Source organism: Desulfovermiculus halophilus DSM 18834 (genome assembly GCF_000620765.1).
In the GTDB taxonomy this organism is placed as follows: domain Bacteria; phylum Desulfobacterota; class Desulfovibrionia; order Desulfovibrionales; family Desulfothermaceae; genus Desulfovermiculus; species Desulfovermiculus halophilus.
In genome coordinates, this window is sequence record NZ_JIAK01000012.1 from 1 (window position 1) to 16,751 (window position 16,751).

Below are 16,751 nucleotides of genomic sequence, written 5' to 3' on the forward strand. Positions count from 1 at the left end.
AAGTTTCAATCCACGCCCCCGCGCGGGGGGCGACTCAGGACACAAAGCATTGCCTTGTGCATCAATATGTTTCAATCCACGCCCCCGCGCGGGGGGCGACCCATGTTTTCAATGCCATTGTCTCCAATACGAGGGTTTCAATCCACGCCCCCGCGCGGGGGGCGACCGCCGTCCTCGATGTCCTGCTTGATGGTGGACAGGTTTCAATCCACGCCCCCGCGCGGGGGGCGACAGCCGCCTCCTGAAGCCAGAGGCCGCAATGCTTTATAACACTGTTTCCGCGGACCTCCCGCTTTTGATTTACTTTATTGCCTGACAACATAAACCCACAATTTTAACTAATCGTAATACTTGAATAATAATATTCCGCGAACATCCCAAGGAAAGGTCGACAACTTGGGGTTCGCGCTTATAGAATCAAGGCATCATTTTCCGGGTCATATGCAACTCCGACTCCATGGTGCTCAACTCGGCGTTGCCAATTTTTGCCCAGAAAATAGAATCGTAGACTGTCTTTTTCTTCATCATATACCTGCATCAAGTGATGTCGAAATGCCGTCCACTGAGCTGGATCCACAACGCATTCAAAAACAGAATACTGGACACGCTGGCCGTAATTTTCACATATTTTGGAAATCTTACGTAGTCGGTGTTTTCCATTTGGATCCTCAAAGCTTACATCATAGCTGACAAGTACCATCATACATCACTTCCAGAAAAATGGTGGATAGCCTTCAAGATCTTTCCGCAGGTAACGAGCCAATAGCCGGGCCTGAACATGAAATGCTAGGCCAAGGGGAATCTTTTCACTTAAAAAAGGATGCGTTACTTCGTCTGTTTTTCGTTTTTGCCAGGCTGTGAGCACAGTTTTGCGGGTGTTATCATCCATGAATACAGCTCCGCTTTCTTTTTTCGTGAATCCTTTGGTTTCGACTTCGCCTCGATTGATGAGGGAAAGCACCAAGCGATCAGCCAAAAAGGAGCGGAACTCTTCCATCATGTCCAGGGCGAGACCAGGCCTGCCCGGTCGATCACGATGCAGAAAGCCGACTTGAGGATCCAACCCGACGGCTTCCAGTGCTGAACGCACATCATGTGCCAAAAGGGTGTATACAAAAGACAGCAAGCAATTGACATTGTCCAAGGGCGGCCTGCGAACCCGACCATTGAAACCAAAGGCCTGTTCTTTGCTCAACACCAATTCATCAAATACGCCGAAGTAGGTATTTGCAGCCAATCCTTCCAAACCGCGAATTTCGTCAAGACTAACCGGAGACCGCAAGCGACGGGCACAACCATCTAAAACACCAACGGCTCCCTGCACCCTTTCAACATCCACTCGATCCGAATAATCCCGCAGGCACCGCCTGAGAACAGCCCTGGAATTGGCCACTTTGCCAGCCACAACACCTCGGGCAACCCGGGCCGCAGCATCAGGATCATCAGCCTGGCGGTACTGCTCACGCCGCAAGAGGACGTTTCCGCTTTGCGGTCCGTGGACTGCTGCCAGGTAGCGGCCCCTCTCGGTCAGAAATGAGAGTGACAATCCTTTTTCAGCGCAATGGCCCATGAGAAATGGGCTGCACAGGACATTGCCAAAGCAGACCACACCGTCCAGGACATGCACCGGAAAGCGTTTTTTCTGTCCTTCAGCCGACTTGACCACAACACACTCACCATCCTTGGACAGATAGCTGCCCTGGGATGTGATATACAGGGTATTCAGCAGCTTCTTCACTCCTGTAATCCTTTCAAGAGATAAGTTTCCACCTTTTGCTTCTTGCCCAGTTTCGGCATGCACGCCCGGACCAGCGAGCATCCTCGACACCTTTGTCCATATTCAGCCTGCGGGGTAACCCCATTCTTCATCAGCTCATGCATTTGCTGACAGTTTATCTGGACAAGCTCCCGAAGTTCCTGATTAAAAACAACCTTCTCCCGTCGGCGAGGAGTACCATAAAAGATAGCCCCTTCCGGAATCTCCACATCAAGCATCTCTTCCATACATATGGCTTGGGCGCAGAGCTGAGCCCTGTCCCAGGGCTCAATCTTCGGGCTGCCCCGTTTGTATTCCACTGGAAAAGGAATACTTTTCCCGTCTGGGCCGGGCCGCATCTCCAGCACATCCGCAACCCCATACAGACCGAGGCGTTGGCTGCGGATCGGAACTGCTCTGTCTTCAGATACCTGGCCACGTTTTCCTGAATCCCCGGAATCCACCCTGGTGTGCAGTATCCGGCCTTCAGCAGTAAACCGGTTCTCCTCCCATACTTTTTCAATATGGATAAGAGCGCACTGCCGAGGGCAATACAGGAAATGCTGCAAGGCAGAGAGGGGCAGAATCTCGGCTTCTTCACCCATCATTTGCCTTTCCCCTTGGATCGCGCCCGTGTCCTTGTTCTGTAGAGCCGTTCCGTGAATCCGCCTTCCTCCAGGAACTCTTTTTCCAGAGCTCGCAGCTGCTGGTCCAGGAGGAAGTTGGTCTGGTGGATAAGGCAGATCATGGTATTGGCCGCAACCTCGGGCGGGGCATTTTCGATATAGGTCTTATATGTCGCATAGGACCTATCTTTCTTGTAGCACAGTTTGCGGACAGTCTTGGATAGCGGATTGTCCTTTCCCCACAGCGAGAGACCCCGAGTCCTCAAGAAATCCTGATAATCCTGAAGCAGCTCTTCCAGGCTGCCTCTGGCTACCCCTACAAGCTTTAGCTCAGATTTCTTGGAAGTCCCTGAATCCATGCTGCCCTCCACAATATTCTGCTTTCCGCTGCGTGCAGCCTGGACCATTTGGTCATGGGTGCGTGAACGCCGGTCAATAAACCGGTCGCAGAACTTAACTGTGCCATCAAAAACGAGCTCTGACATCTGATAGGACTTCAGTTTTTGGTAACCGCCATGCGGTGGTACAAGCCGGGGATTCGTTTGTTCATCAGGCACGTGGCTACCTCCGGTCAAACCTAAATCTTGTTTTCCAAGGTGACTCCTTGAGGAACACTGGCTTCATCGACCATGACCTGGTAGTCAGAAAAAGAACGGGCCGGGATATTGGGATCAGTAGCTCTCTCTACTTTGACCAGATCAAAGAGCTTGTGGGCCGGGGCGTTGCCCAACTTGGAATCGTGTTTGAAGACTACAAGGCCCCGTGCATTCATTTTGCCCCGAGCTGCGGAATGATCATGATCAAACATATTTTCCAGGGCCTGCCAGAGGAGATCGAGGTCAGCCTCGGAAAAGCCGGTCCCTTTGTCTCCATCGGCCAGATGGGCGGATATATACCCTTCAGCGCGATACAGGGCATAGGGTATGATGTGCTTGCGGCCCATGGTTCGCTCTTTTTCCAGGTCTCGCTCATTGGTAACAGCCATCCGGGTAATGCTGACTTCAGCTGGAACAATTGGTCCAATGCTTTTAGCAAACGTGAGTTGTACAGGTCCACGAACTTGGCCGCAGTTGACTTCCGTGGTCATGACCGCACCAAATGTGCGGATATCATAAAAGTTATCACACATCCAACGTGTTACTTTTCGGGCGTCTTCCCATTTCTTGGGCAATTTCTTCTTTTCAGGCTTTAATTCCAAAGCCTTGTAGGCCATCTCATTGGTCTGATTCAAGACTGCCTTCTCAGCTACATATATATTGAAGCCCTCATTATCGCTTTTGGCAATGTCTACAAAGTTTCGGACTTTACGCTTAAGACACACATCTGTCACCAGACCATGACCGGTCTCCGGGTCGATACGGGGCATATTTCCAGCATCCGGGTCTCCGTTGGGGTTTCCATTTTCAACGTCAAACAGATACACAAATTCATAGCGGTTTTGAATGGCTGTCATGTTTTACTCCTCTGTTTTGTCTTCGTGTTTGGTATACAGGTCCTGACGCTGATGGTAGTATCCGAGGACAAACATGCCCTGTTTCTCCAACGGCATGGTGGCTGGGAACCCCTTTTGCGGTTCCACGCTGGCCAGAATATCCTGCAGGGATTTATCTAAAGTAACTGCCCAGCCCGGTTTTTCCTTTCGGATTTTAGCTAGCCCATGTTGAGCGTTCTTCAAAATGACCGGGAAGATTCGCCGGGGCGTAGCAGCAGCCGCACCAAAAAAACGATCACGTACCGTGGCATTTGCCCCAGGGACAGCGTCATTTTGAATGTATTCAACAATGGCAAACAGTCTTCCCAGCCTATATCCAATATCAGTATTTTCCTTGTCCAAACCCATAGCTATCTCCTTTCGTGCATTTCTGGTGAGATACGCCTTAATAATACAGGCTCGTAAATAATTGACCTGCTTGTCGGCCCGGATACGTCCCATGACCGTGGTTAAAAGTGTCCTTGGATACAGCTGATTGTGGACAATAGCCCGGACGAATTGCCCGGCCAAAAGAGGTGGAATATGCCTGGAATCACGCTGAGGAGCCAACTCTTTTAACAGCCACCATGGACGGGGATATTCAGGATCATTCTCAAAGCTGCGCTGAAGGCTAAGTGCCTTGTAGTGAGCACCGATATTTTCGGCCATTGTGCCCACAGTCCCAACATACCAAAACCGGACTGAAAGCCGGGCTGCGTTTGGTGAGAGCCCAAGCACGTAGAAAGCTGTATCTCTTTTCCCCAATTCGTGGGGATAATGGCCTTTGACTACAGCTCGTAAATGTTGTTCTATCTCCTTGGTCATATTCTGGTCTTCGGATTCTTTTCCGCCCACAGCCAAACCAAAAAAATCCTCAGCAGCCACGGGAACATCTGTCCAAAAGACAACTGTGGCATCTCCTATCTGCACCTTGCGACGGCTTCCTGAGGCAAGCAAAGTGTTCAAGGCTGTGGTATAGGCAAAGGCGGCTTGTTCAGAGGCAGGGGCATTGAGATTAGAAATCCCTTTTCCATATGATCCAAACGCAGGTGCATTAAAGGAAACCAACGCAGCCCCAGAAGACTGTGCTCCATGTACATTTTTCATTTGTGGATGTGATCGTGGTATAGGACAATATTTTTTACCTGTTATAAGACATTGCCCTCTTACTTCAGATTGGTTTTCTCTGAGATATATTTGCCAAGAATCTTTTATTTCCTGTCTTTCATGAAGAAAACCATTTTCTCCATCAAGTTCAAAGGCTATAAACCCAGTACTTAATAAATCTTTCGTAGCCCATTCCGGAATCTGGCCAAATATCCGTTGATCAATAAAACTCAAAAGCGCTTTTGCACCGACATCTTTATTAGCGTCTAATATCTCATGGTGCACTTCAGCAAAGCTATAAAATTGATTTTTATAGTAATCTTCTTTGCCATCATTATCTAATTCACATCCCAATACATATTTTGACTTATCCCACATAAAGTAGGACGGAGCATTTTTTCCTGAACGTTCTTTTGGAAGCTTTGGAACCACCGCTGGTCTTGGAAAAACTCTTCGCCCCTCAAACCGTCTCAAGTCCCTAACTTGAATCACAGCTCCGTGCTCCGATAACACCAACGAAAAAGATAACTTTTCATAGCTAAACCCAAAATCAGACACCTCTTGATCTGGATCAGCCCGCAACCGCTCATAATAATCATTGAGTGCTTGCAGTATCATTTGGCCACCGCCTTGTGATTGCGGCAATCAATAATGCCGTTTTTCATGATTGGCCGGAAAAAAATCGGAGCCATGTCTTCCTGGTAGTCAATGTCATAAAGCATCCAGCCCAGATCCCTTTCACCAGACAGTAAAGACTCCGGGATCTGTCCCTGTACCGGCTCAAAAAAGGCGGCAAACTCCCTGCAACCCAGATATGGACGATGAAAGCACTGCCCCTTGGATGCACGTCGATTAAACATTTCCAAGTGCTTTCCGTCATTTTTATCTTCCCCATTGGTGTACTCAAAATGCGCTTCGATGATGTACTCCACATCCCTGAGCACCATGGCTGCCCGCTGCTGACGACTGTCCTCGACATTCAGCCGCAGGGGTGTTTTCCCATCTTTCATGGCTGCATTCACCCCGGTTGCTCCCTTAATTGGAATCTTGGACTCTACTTCATTTCGCCGCACATTGTCGAAACGAATGGGTTTCATAACGTGGATCCGATCAATCACCCAGCGAATGGCTGGCTTCCAATATATGGCCTCCAGAATGCCCCGAGCGGCCGAAGGGGTCATGACATCGTAACTGACGCGCTCTACCTTCATCTCCGGGCGAGTAAAGCAGGCATAATCCCCCCACACTCGCAACTGAACTCCTTGTGCCACGGCTTCCTCCTTGCTGAATACTGACTATCAGCAAATAAACTCCTCAGATTTTCTTGGTTCTTTTGGGACCTTGAGACCTTGCTGGGTACTGTAAAGTTCTTTGTCGATCAACACAGGATACTGCTCATCAACAAATTCTATGGCTCCCGCCTCATCCAAGGCTTCAAGTTGATGTGCATAAATCTGGACCGTATAGTGCTGAAGTTCCCGGAGAACACCTCCTGGTGCGGCGGCAAAACGCAGCCGTTCAATCAGCTGTTCCGCCTCCTGGTTATAGGGGATGATGACCGGGCACATGATATTTTCTATCAAGCGAAACCGATTGGCTACATCCCGAAAGGCCCAGTTTAGGGGCACCTTGAATTCCTCCAGGATCTGCTTTTTGTCCAAAAGCTGCTCCTGAAGCCAGTAGGTCTCAGAGAAGAAGAACTCCACAGCCTCAGGGGCAAAAGGATCATCTCCATAATGCCGAAGGGTGCTTTGGGCACTTCCAGCAGCTTGCCTAAAGGCTGAAGCCAGCCCTTCCTCAGGAGTAAACACTGTCACTCTGCCTAAATCCTTTAGCTCAGCCTCGCGGTTGCAGCGTCCTGCCGCCTGGGCAATGGAGTCCAGGCCAGCCATTTCACGAATCACTTCCGGAAAGCTCACATCCACGCCGGCTTCCACTAACTGGGTGCTCACCACTCGGCATGGTCCACCAGCCCTTAACGCTTCTCTGATCTCTTTCAGCTCTTGCGATCTATGAGCCGGGCACATCAAAGCACTTAGATGCCGCGCTCCAGGTTCCCTATGCACCAGGTCAAACAAGTCACTGGCCCGGGTCCGGGTATTGACGATGCACAACACCTGCTCTTTGTCCCGGATCAATTCGGCCACGTCTTCAAGGGCCAGGGTTCCGGCATCCTCAAGTCGAGTGCGCAAAAACTCCTGGTGCATTCTCTTGGGGTCCGGGGCTATTTCCCGTACTCCCGCCAGACCATGCTTGAACTCATCACGCTTTTTCAATGCCGGCTGGGTGGCAGTACACAGCACAACGCTAGCCTGATAATTCTCTGTCAATTCCTCCAAGGCACGCAGGCAGGGCTTGAGATATTCAACAGGCAACATTTGGGCTTCATCCAGAATGATTACCGATCCTGCCATATTATGCAGCTTCCGGCATCTGGAGGTCTTGGATGCGTACAGTGACTCAAAAAACTGGACATTGGTGGTCACCACTACCGGGGCATCCCAGTTCTCACAGGCCAAGCGATGCCTCAAACCCGCCCCGAATTGGTCCCTGTCTTCCGGCAGCGAACGCTGATCAAAATTGCTGTGATGCTCAACAATTGCATCAGGTGGGAAAATATCCCGAAACACCTTGGCATTTTGTTCAATAATCGAAGTATAAGGAATAACATAGATAATACGACGATGACCATACTTTTGGGCGTGCTCCAGTGCAAAGGCCATGGAACTCAGCGTCTTGCCCCCTCCAGTGGGCACAGTGAGAGTGAACAGCCCAGGTTCAAGGTCTGCATTTTCCCGGCACAGGTCCAAAATATCCCTGCGTAATTGATTGATTCGTCCCTGCGAATCAAAACCGGCAAGCTTGGCATTCAGGGAGTGGAGCAATTTTACCAGCGGTGGGCCGGAAGATCTGGCCGCATATCTTTCCGGATCCATGAATCGTTCAGTATCTAAGAAATCAGCGTCCACAAGGGCGGAAAAGAGCATGCGGGTAAAAAAGGCAATCTGGAAGGCATTTTTCGGCTGAAAAGGCAATGCGCTTGGCAATGAAATATCCTGGAAGGGGTCGGGAGTCTCTTCCGGCAATGAGCTGGCCTGTTCCAGGAGATCCCTGAGAGATATGCTGTTGTCCGTCTGGGAGTGCCCGTAATTGGGAAGTCCGCCGTGATGTCCAGCAATGCAATAGCTCAGGAGTTTTCCGGGTTGCCCCCACGACTCCCATGCCAACTTGGCCCCTACACCTTTGTGGTCCACCCTGCGACTGGACTGCTTGACCAGTTTATCCTGAAACTTTAGTCGATATTTGCCAACATCGTGGGCTTTCCCAAGGGGGCGCCCCCAGTCCGAAGCATTAAAAGCCAAAGCATGCCTGGCTGTCAGTTCAGCAACCTTTTCAAGATGATCTTCAAGCAACTGCCATTCACTGGGAGGACTACCTTCAAGTGTATGTGCATAGTACGTCATTTGGCCCTCATGATTGGCTTACTTTATCTGAACATTGGCGTGATATATTCTTCACCCCTTCCTCCGCAGCGGATGCCCAGCAGGCAGTTTCTCCAGAAGCTCCTGCCGGAAGTCGGCCTGCTCTTTCCTGGCTTGGTAGCCCTTCCTGGATTTCTCATTCAGATGCCTCTGACCTTTGATCTCCGAGTTCTGCAAATGATCGGCCCAGGCCCTGAGCTGGCGGGAGCAGCTCTCGGCTGTGGATCTCAAATTTGAGATTTGAGATTTGAAATTGCTGAAAGCAGCTCGGCGTTCCAGAAAGCAGAGCATGGAGCGGACCTCTCCGGCAGAGCCCCTGGCGATATACAAAAACGCGAGCAGCTCATTTGTGGTCCCCCGTTCAAAACCCTCGGCGATATTGTTGAGTACAGACAAAGCGGCCCTCTCGATCTGATCCCGCAGGCTCCAGCCGCCTTTCCACTCCCTGCTCTCGGTCATGGTGTACAGTTCGTCTGCTTTTTTGGCGTCAACATATCGACACTCACTTTGTCCTGCAAGGGGCAAGCAATATTTTTTTCATTGCTCTCGGAGCGGATCAGAATCTCCATGGATTCGATGCGGCTTCACCCGGGAGTCTCGATTGACTGGAAGACTGGGAGGGCATAGGTTGATGCCCATTATGGAAGGAGTGCACCCTGCGCCAGATCGCACGACGTGATATGGAAATGCTTGTCCAACCCGTGCCAGGAGCCGGCCAGTGATCTCCATTGTCTCCCTGCTGGTGGTCATTTTTCTGTCCATTCTGATCACCCGCATCGCCACCATTGCCCTGACTCATACCGGCCTGACCAGGGAGTCGGCCAAGTTCCAGGCCAGGTCCGCGTTCTCCGGAGCCGGGTTCACCACCAGCGAATCCGAGATGGTGGTCAACCATCCGGTCCGGCGCAGAATCGTCATGCTCCTCATTCTGATCGGAAACGCCGGGATCGTGGCCGCCGTGTCCACCCTGATCCTGGGCTTTGTGCAGCGCGGAGACGCTTCCAGCCTGACCCTGAGAATCGGACTGCTCATCGGGGGGATTTGTGTCCTGTGGGGGTTTGCTTCCAGCCATTGGGTGGACAGATGGCTTTCCCGGATCATCGACGGCATGCTCAACCGGTTCACCAGGCTGAACATCACCGACTACGCCAGCCTGCTCCATCTGACCGGCGAATACCGGCTGGCAGAGCTGAAGATCCGGGAAAGCGACTGGCTGGCCGGAAGGCTGATCAAAGATTCCCGGCTTAGAAACGAAGGGATCAATGTCCTGGCCGTGCGCAGGCCGGACGGGACATTCATCGGCAATCCCGTGGGCGATACCCTGCTGCAGCGGGGAGACGCCCTGGTCCTGTACGGACGGATCGAGGCCATTGAGGAGCTGGATCGGCGCAAGGCCGGATTTGCCGGAGACCAGGAGCACAAAGAAGCGGTCCGGGAGCAGGAGGAGGTCCTGCAGGAAGAAGCGGAAAAGGACGCTTCAAGCGGCAAAAGGGCGGATTGACACCGTACTGACGATTCGTCTAAACATTGTTTTGTATGCAAAGAGAGGTTTTCAGGCCCGATCAAACCCAAGGAGGTCCCATGAATCGAAGCGTCAACTATGAACCCTTAAGCCCCTTGCACTTTCTGGAACGCAGCGCCTACGCATTTCCGGAAAAAACAGCCATTGTCTACGGCGATACCCAGTACACATACGCCCAGTTCAAGGATCGGGTCAGACGCTTGGCCACAGCCCTCAAGCAGCGGGGGATCGGCAAGGACGACAAAGTAGCCTTCTTCTGCCCCAATACCCCGCCGACCCTGGAGGCCCATCAGGGCGTGCCCCTGCTTTCCGCCGTGCTGGTAACCATTAACATCCGGCTCTCGTCCCGGGAGATTTCCTATATCCTACAGGATTCAGGAAGTAAGATCTTGTTTATCGATACTGAATTCGCACCTTCCATTGAGCCCATCATGGACGAGATCAAAGGCATTGAGATCGTCAATGTCTGCGATGTGCAGGGCAAGGCCTTTGACGGACCGGACTACGAGGAGTTCCTGGATGTGCAGCCGGAGTCTTTTCATTTTGGAGTGGACGACGAGCTACAGCCCATCACCATCAACTACACCAGCGGGACCACCGGCCAGCCCAAGGGCGTGATCTACTCCCACCGAGGGGCGTACCTGAACGCCTTGAGCGAGGTCTATGAGTATCACATCCATCACCGTTCCAAGTACGTCTGGACCCTGCCCATGTTCCACTGCAATGGATGGTGCCACCCCTGGGGCATCAACGCCCCCGGGGCCACGCACATCTGCCTGCGCAAGGTCGTCCCGGAAGACATCTTTGCCGCGATTTCCAAGAACCAAGCCACACATCTGTGCGCAGCCCCGGTGGTCCTCTCGGCCATGGCCGATTATGCCAACCGTAACCCGGTGGACGTCCCGGACGGGTTCGTCATCAACACCGCCGGCGCACCGCCCTCTCCATCCATCATCCGCCAGATGGAGGCCATCGGTTGCAACGTGACCCAGAGCTACGGCCTGACCGAGGTCTACGGACCGCACAGCTTCTGTGCCTGGAAAGAAGAATGGGATGACCTGCCGATTGAAGAGCGGGCCAAGATCAAGGCCAGGCAGGGTGTGCCCTATGTCACCACCACCTATATGGATGTTTTGGACATCAATACTATGGAGCCCGTGCCCCATGACGGGAAAAGCATCGGCGAGATCGTTATGTGGGGAAACAATGTCATGCTCGGCTACCACAACAAGCCCGAGGAAACAGCCGAGGCCTTCCGGGGCGGGGTCTTCCACAGCGGGGACCTGGCCGTGACCCATCCGGACGGTTATGTGGAGATCAAGGACCGGCTCAAGGACATTATCATCAGCGGCGGAGAAAACATCTCCTCTGTGGAAGTGGAAAACGCGATTTATGAACACCCGGCGGTCCTGGAGGTTGCCGTTGTCGGCATGCCCCATGAAAAGTGGCAGGAGGTGCCCAAGGCCTATATCAAGCTCAAGGAAGGGACCCAGGTCACGGCCCAGGAGATCCAGGACTTCTGCAAGGAACGGATCGCCAAGTTCAAGGTGCCCAAGGAGATCGAGTTCGGCGAGCTGCCCAAGACAGCCACCGGCAAGATCCAGAAGCACAAGCTGCGGTCCGGGAAATAGCTCATCCCAGCACCAAGAACTGACTGCAAGCCCGCTCTTGTCTATAAAGAGCGGGCTTTTTTACAACAAACCCACATGCCTGCCAAGGCGCAGGCACGATTTCGATACCGACTGGGAGTGGCTACCCAACAGGTCAGCTTATGCTGCACAGGGCGTTTTCCACCTCGGACAGAGGCAAAGTCCGGATCACGGCCCGGCCCAATCCCTGCAGGAGGACGAAATGCACATCCCCGCCCTCCCGTTTCTTGTCCCGGCCCAAGGCCTGGGTCAGAGAAGCGGGATCGGCCTGCATCCGGGTCGGAAGGCCGTAGGCTGCAAGCATGGCGGTCAACCGGTCGCATTCGGACCGGGACAACAGGCCGAAGCGGACCGAAAGCTCGGCCGCAGCAGCCATGCCCTGGCTCACGGCCCGGCCGTGGGAGACCCCGGTCTGTCTTTCCAGGGCATGGCCCAGGGTGTGCCCGAAGTTGAGGATCCGGCGCAGCCCGCCCTCCTTTTCGTCTTGGCCGACCACTTTGGCCTTGATCCGGACTGAATCGGCAACCAGGCGCTTTACTGCCCGGGGCTCCCTGGCCAGAACATCCTGCCGGTTGGACTCCAGGAATGCGAACAGGTCCGGGTCGGCAATGGCCGCATGCTTGATCACCTCGGCCAAGCCGCAGGAGAAGTCCTCGTCTTCCAGGGTGGACATGAATCCCGGATCGCAGAGCACGAACTCCGGCTGATGAAAGACCCCGAGCATGTTCTTGTACCCGTCCAGATTGACTCCGTTTTTTCCCCCAACGCTGGCGTCCACCTGGGCCAGAAGGGTGGTGGGCACAAACCCGAAACGCACCCCCCGCATATAAATGGAGGCCGCAAACCCGGCAGTGTCGCAGACGATCCCCCCGCCGATCCCCAGGATGAACCAGGAGCGGTCAGCGTTCAGGTCCATGAGTTCCCTGGCCAGCCGGGCCACGGTGTCCAGGGTCTTGACCCCCTCTCCGGTGCCCATGCGCAGGACCGGAAAGTCCGGAAATCTGCGGCCGTAGAGGGCAAAGACTCGCTCATCCGTGATGATGGCCGTCCGCTGGGTGGGGAGCAGGGCGGCCAGGTCATCTTCATGCCGGCCGACACGTATACGGGATGTATGCCCCTGGGTTCGGACGATGGTTTCGTGCATGGTAAGCCTTGGATGATGGAGATAAATGTTCCTGAAATACCAACCCACAAGCAAAAGAGTTCGAAGAGGGCGAATGATTATTCGCCCCTACGCGTGATCCGCAGATCGGAGCAACATTCCACAGAGACTCCCTTCTTCCCCTGACCTCTGACTTCTGACCTCTGATCTCTGACGTCTGTCTTCTGCCCTCTGATTACAGACCACTGTCCACTGCCTACTGACTTCTGTCCTCTGTCCTCTGTCTTCTGTCCTCTGTATTCTGTCTGTCCCCCCTTGAGGGGGGCACGGGAGGTGTTGCCTTTGGCTCGGATCGCGTCGCCGCACGGCCGAAAGAGGGCGAATGATTATTCGCCCCTACGCGTGATCACCCGGATCGAAGCAGCATTTTACCGAGATTCCCTTCTTCCTCTGTCTTCTGCCCTCTGTCTTCTGACGTCTGACGTCTGACCTCTGATCTCTGACGTCTGACCTCTGATCTCTGACGTCTGTCCTCTGTCTTCTGTCTTCTGTCCTCTTTCTGTCCCCCCTTGAGGGGGGCTACGGGGGGTGTTGCCTTTGGCTCGGATCGCGTCGCCGCACGGCCGAAAGAGGGCGAATGATTATTCGCCCCTACAGCGTGATCACCCGGATCGAAGCAGCATTTTACCGAGACTCCCTTCTTCCTCTGTCTTCTGTCTCCTGTCCTCTGATCTCTGACGTCTGTCTTCTGTCTTCTGCCCTCTTTCTGTCCCCCCTTGAGGGGGGCTACGGGGGGTGTTGCCTTTGGCCCGGATCGCCTCGCCGCACGGCCGAAAGAGGGCGAATGATTATTCGCCCCTACAGCGTGATCCCCCGGATCGAAACAGCATTTTACCGAGACTCCCTTCTTCCTCTGTCTTTTGTCCTCTGTCTTCTGACCTCTGACCTCTGACATCTGACATCTGTCTTCTGTCTTCTGTCTGTCCCCCCTTGAGGGGGGCTACGGGGGGTGTTGCCTTTGGCCCGGATCGCCTCGCCGCACGGTCGAAAAAGGGCGAATGATTATCCGCCCCTACAGCGTGATCCGCAGATCAAAGCAGCATTCCACAGAGACTCTCTTCTTCCCCTGTCTTCTGCCCTCTGACTACAGACCACTGTCTTCTGACCTCTGATCTCTGACGTCTGTCCTCTGTCTTCTGTCTTCCGTCTTACGCCGCCTGCAGCTTGACTCGACTTAACCGGCGATGCGCATGATGCAGCAGCTCCTCTGTCGTCTCCCAGGAAATGCATTCATCGGTGATGGACACCCCGTACTCCAGGGCCGAAGGATCGCCGGAGAACTTCTGGCTTCCTTCATGCAGATTGCTCTCCAGCATGAGCCCCAGGATCGCCTCGTTGCCCTGCAGGATCTGCTCCAGGACATTCTTGAACACATTGCCCTGGCCCTGATGCTTTTTGTGGCAATTGGCGTGGGAGCAGTCCACAATCACGGCTTCCGGAAGCCCTTTCTTGATCAGATTCAGCCTGGTTTCCTCGATGCTTATGGGATCGTAGTTCGGCTTTTCCCCGCCACGCAGGACCACATGTCCGTATGTGTTGCCCCCGGTTTTAACCACGCAGGTCTGGCCGTCCTGATCGATGCCCAGGAAGGTCTGCGGGGCCCGGGCGGCCTGCATGGCATTCACCGCTGTGCCCAGATTGCCGTCTGTGCTGTTTTTAAACCCCACCGGCATAGACAGGCCGCTGGCCATCTGGCGGTGAGTCTGAGACTCTGTTGTCCTGGCCCCGATCGCCGACCAGCTGACCAGATCGGCAACGTACTGGGGAGTTATGGGATCCAGCATCTCGGTCGCCACCGGCAGGCCGAGCTCATTGATCTGCAGCAGCAGTCTCCTGGCCCGGTACAGACCGGTCTGTATGTCGCAGGTATCGTCCAGGTTGGGATCGTTGATCAGGCCCTTCCAGCCCACTGTGGTCCTTGGCTTTTCAAAGTAGACCCGCATGACCACGACCATGGTCCTGTCCACTTCCCGGGAAAGCCGGGCCAGTCTGTGGGCATACTCCAGAGCGGCCTCCTCGTCGTGGATGGAGCAGGGACCGGATATAACCAGCAGCCTGCGGTCCTTCTTATCCAGAATGTCTTGTATCGTCTTTCGCCCGGTGCGCACACATTCCCCTGCCCCAGCAGAAAGAGGCAGCTCGTGCTTTAATTGCCGTGGTGTCTGCATGGCCGTGTACCCCTGAATTCGTATGTCGTCGGTTGCGTGCATCATCTCCTCCTTTCTTCAATATGTTGTGTGGACCAGCTAAAGGTGCGGTCATTTCGGCTGCCGCACCGGATATACCCTTGGGCGCGCGAAATGCTCATCCTTTCCTCCTCTTCCGTTGTGCTGTGGACATCATGCTTTGACTCCCGGCCTGGACATGAAAAAGGGCCGTGAGGTTCTCCCCACGGCCCAGAAAGAAAAAGCCGTGGAGACCTGTGTGGTCTGCCACGGCTTCTGGGATAATGTGTTGACTACTCCTCAGCGAACGCCAGGCAGACCAGGTCCGTAAAAATAAAAATAAAAGCTAAAATAGATGGACCAGGTGCCTGTACGCAGATTCATCGCAGTGTGTTCCTGTTTGGAGTTTTTCTCATGTTCAAATTGTGATCAGCGTAGCCCAATCTACACCGATCAGTCAAGCCCCAAAAACTCGTTTGCACCCGATTTTTTTACGGACTTTTCTTCGGCCTCTACTTGGGATACAGATGCAGGCCACGACGAAAGCGACAGCTTGGTCATCTACCCAAACACCTCAACGGCCGGGATCAGGCCTTCAGCGCCTCGCTGGCAAGGTCCCATGCAAACGGATACGGAGCTGCTATGAACGACTTCTCGGAATCCAAGGCCCAGGCCTTTGCCCAAAAAATGACCGGGATCCTCAACTACGGCGCCTTGAATCTGTCCATGGGCCTGGGCTACCGAACCGGACTCTTCGATGTCCTGGACCGCATTGCCCAGCCGACCACGGCAGAGCACATCGCCGAGGAGGCCGGGCTGTCCAAGCGCTATATCCAGGAATGGCTTGGAGTCATGGTCTGCGGCGGGATTGTCGAGCTCAGCCGGGACCGGGACGGCCGGGATCTTTTCTTTCTGCCCCCGGAACACGCCGGTTTGATAACCAGGCGGGCCGGACAGGCGAACATGGGGGTGTACACCCAGGAAACACCTCTGCTGGCCCAGGCTGCCTACGACCGGGTGGCCCAGGGGTTTGCCACCGGCCAGGGCGTAGACTACGAGAACTACGCGGATTTTCAAGCCTTTATGGCTCAGCTGGCCGATGCCAAGCACAGACAGACCCTGGTGGAATCCTTTCTGCCCTCAGTCGCGGAAGGAAGGATACAGGCCGCCCTGCAAAACGGGATTCAGGTCTGCGACGTTGGGTGCGGCCGGGGCACAGCCGCCCTGCTTATGGCCCAAGCGTTTCCAGCCAGCCGCATCCTCGCTCTGGACATCGACCCCCAGGCCCTGGCCATGGGCCAAAATGAAGCCGCCAGGCTGGGCCTGAGCAATATCCGGTTTATCCACCAGGACGCAGCAGACATTGCCGGAGACCAGGAGTGGATGGACTGCTTCGACTACGTCACCGCATTCGACGCAATACACGACCAGCCCCATCCGGAAAAGACGCTGCAGGGGATCCTGGGCATGCTCAAGCCTGGAGGCCTGCTGTCCATGGTGGACATTGCCGCCAGCAGCCGCCTGGCCGACAACGCAGATCATCCCCTGGGGCCTTTTCTCTACACGGTCAGCCTGATGCATTGCATGCCGGTGGGACTCACGGACAACGGCGCCGGGCTGGGCATGATGTGGGGACGGCAGAAGGCAGTGGCCATGCTGGAACAGGCCGGTTTCACGGATATTTCCGTCCGGGAGATTCCCGGCGATCCCTTCAATCTGCACTTCCAGGCCGCAAAGCCGTAAGTGCTGATACCCTCTGAACACTTAGGATCACTGGCGCGAAGAATGAGCGTCCAGTGCATCCGTTTGTT

Annotated in this window: 14 protein-coding genes; 3 read left to right on the forward strand and 11 right to left on the reverse strand. The window is 54.2% G+C overall.

Annotated features, from left to right (window positions below; genetic code table 11):
- Nucleotides 1–409: 409 nt before the first annotated feature.
- From cas2 to N902_RS18685, 9 genes are all read right to left on the reverse strand, one after another.
- Nucleotides 410–703 carry a CRISPR-associated endonuclease Cas2 gene (gene cas2 / locus N902_RS19150; RefSeq protein ID WP_084287973.1) on the reverse strand — a complete coding sequence of 98 codons (294 nt, stop codon included), beginning with the start codon at nucleotides 701–703 and terminating at the stop codon, nucleotides 410–412.
- Between the two features lie 3 nt (nucleotides 704–706).
- A complete protein-coding gene (gene cas1c, locus N902_RS0107170; RefSeq protein ID WP_027370383.1) occupies nucleotides 707–1,738 on the reverse strand; it encodes a type I-C CRISPR-associated endonuclease Cas1c in 1,032 nt (343 codons plus the stop codon).
- The gene (cas4, locus tag N902_RS0107175; RefSeq protein ID WP_034622153.1) at nucleotides 1,735–2,364 is read right to left on the reverse strand and encodes a CRISPR-associated protein Cas4; all 630 of its coding nucleotides are present in this window, start codon (nucleotides 2,362–2,364) and stop codon (nucleotides 1,735–1,737) included. The genes cas1c and cas4 overlap by 4 nt, the downstream gene beginning before the upstream one ends.
- Nucleotides 2,361–2,867 (reverse strand): four helix bundle suffix domain-containing protein, encoded by a 507-nt coding sequence (locus N902_RS0107180; RefSeq protein WP_153304162.1) that lies wholly within the window; start codon nucleotides 2,865–2,867, stop codon nucleotides 2,361–2,363. Before N902_RS0107180 ends, cas4 begins: the two co-directional genes overlap by 4 nt.
- A gap of 92 nt (nucleotides 2,868–2,959) precedes the next feature.
- Nucleotides 2,960–3,835: a type I-C CRISPR-associated protein Cas7/Csd2 gene (gene cas7c / locus N902_RS0107185; RefSeq protein WP_027370386.1), complete on the reverse strand. Its 876-nt coding sequence runs from the start codon at nucleotides 3,833–3,835 to the stop codon at nucleotides 2,960–2,962.
- Nucleotides 3,836–3,838: 3 nt separating this feature from the next.
- Nucleotides 3,839–5,578 (reverse strand): type I-C CRISPR-associated protein Cas8c/Csd1, encoded by a 1,740-nt coding sequence (gene cas8c / locus N902_RS0107190; protein ID WP_027370387.1) that lies wholly within the window; start codon nucleotides 5,576–5,578, stop codon nucleotides 3,839–3,841.
- Entirely contained in the window at nucleotides 5,575–6,231 is a 657-nt protein-coding gene (gene cas5c / locus N902_RS0107195; RefSeq protein ID WP_027370388.1) for a type I-C CRISPR-associated protein Cas5c, read from the reverse strand. The genes cas8c and cas5c overlap by 4 nt, the downstream gene beginning before the upstream one ends.
- Before the next feature lie 27 nt (nucleotides 6,232–6,258).
- On the reverse strand, nucleotides 6,259–8,424 hold the full coding sequence (locus tag N902_RS0107200) for a CRISPR-associated helicase/endonuclease Cas3 (protein WP_027370389.1): 2,166 nt from the start codon (nucleotides 8,422–8,424) through the stop codon (nucleotides 6,259–6,261).
- 51 nt (nucleotides 8,425–8,475) lie between these two features.
- The gene (locus N902_RS18685) at nucleotides 8,476–8,967 is read right to left on the reverse strand and encodes a four helix bundle protein (RefSeq protein WP_279614651.1); all 492 of its coding nucleotides are present in this window, start codon (nucleotides 8,965–8,967) and stop codon (nucleotides 8,476–8,478) included.
- Nucleotides 8,968–9,160: 193 nt separating this feature from the next.
- Between N902_RS18685 and N902_RS0107210 the strand changes: the two genes are divergently transcribed.
- Nucleotides 9,161–9,943 carry a TrkA C-terminal domain-containing protein gene (locus N902_RS0107210; RefSeq protein ID WP_027370390.1) on the forward strand — a complete coding sequence of 261 codons (783 nt, stop codon included), beginning with the start codon at nucleotides 9,161–9,163 and terminating at the stop codon, nucleotides 9,941–9,943.
- A gap of 80 nt (nucleotides 9,944–10,023) precedes the next feature.
- Nucleotides 10,024–11,595, forward strand: a complete 1,572-nt coding sequence (locus tag N902_RS0107215) for an acyl--CoA ligase family protein (protein WP_027370391.1) — start codon at nucleotides 10,024–10,026, stop codon at nucleotides 11,593–11,595.
- Nucleotides 11,596–11,728: 133 nt separating this feature from the next.
- On the opposite strand, the gene aroB is transcribed toward N902_RS0107215, so the two are convergent.
- On the reverse strand, nucleotides 11,729–12,757 hold the full coding sequence (aroB, locus tag N902_RS0107220) for a 3-dehydroquinate synthase (protein WP_027370392.1): 1,029 nt from the start codon (nucleotides 12,755–12,757) through the stop codon (nucleotides 11,729–11,731).
- A gap of 1,166 nt (nucleotides 12,758–13,923) precedes the next feature.
- The gene (locus N902_RS0107230) at nucleotides 13,924–14,985 is read right to left on the reverse strand and encodes a 3-deoxy-7-phosphoheptulonate synthase (protein WP_034622154.1); all 1,062 of its coding nucleotides are present in this window, start codon (nucleotides 14,983–14,985) and stop codon (nucleotides 13,924–13,926) included.
- Nucleotides 14,986–15,582: 597 nt separating this feature from the next.
- Between N902_RS0107230 and N902_RS0107235 the strand changes: the two genes are divergently transcribed.
- Nucleotides 15,583–16,683, forward strand: coding sequence for a class I SAM-dependent methyltransferase (locus N902_RS0107235; RefSeq protein ID WP_027370394.1), 1,101 nt, complete (start codon nucleotides 15,583–15,585; stop codon nucleotides 16,681–16,683).
- Nucleotides 16,684–16,751: the final 68 nt, after the last annotated feature.

Bases quoted from the DNA above. Each gene is read 5' to 3' on its own strand.
- cas2 (WP_084287973.1), bottom strand. From the start codon at position 703: ATGATGGTACTTGTCAGCTATGATGTAAGCTTTGAGGATCCAAATGGA.
- cas4 (WP_034622153.1), bottom strand. From the start codon at position 2,364: ATGATGGGTGAAGAAGCCGAGATTCTGCCCCTCTCTGCCTTGCAGCAT.
- N902_RS0107180 (WP_153304162.1), bottom strand. From the start codon at position 2,867: ATGTCAGAGCTCGTTTTTGATGGCACAGTTAAGTTCTGCGACCGGTTT.
- cas7c (WP_027370386.1), bottom strand. From the start codon at position 3,835: ATGACAGCCATTCAAAACCGCTATGAATTTGTGTATCTGTTTGACGTT.
- cas8c (WP_027370387.1), bottom strand. From the start codon at position 5,578: ATGATACTGCAAGCACTCAATGATTATTATGAGCGGTTGCGGGCTGAT.
- N902_RS0107200 (WP_027370389.1), bottom strand. From the start codon at position 8,424: ATGACGTACTATGCACATACACTTGAAGGTAGTCCTCCCAGTGAATGG.
- N902_RS0107215 (WP_027370391.1), top strand. From the start codon at position 10,024: ATGAATCGAAGCGTCAACTATGAACCCTTAAGCCCCTTGCACTTTCTG.
- aroB (WP_027370392.1), bottom strand. From the start codon at position 12,757: ATGCACGAAACCATCGTCCGAACCCAGGGGCATACATCCCGTATACGT.
- N902_RS0107230 (WP_034622154.1), bottom strand. From the start codon at position 14,985: ATGCACGCAACCGACGACATACGAATTCAGGGGTACACGGCCATGCAG.
- N902_RS0107235 (WP_027370394.1), top strand. From the start codon at position 15,583: ATGAACGACTTCTCGGAATCCAAGGCCCAGGCCTTTGCCCAAAAAATG.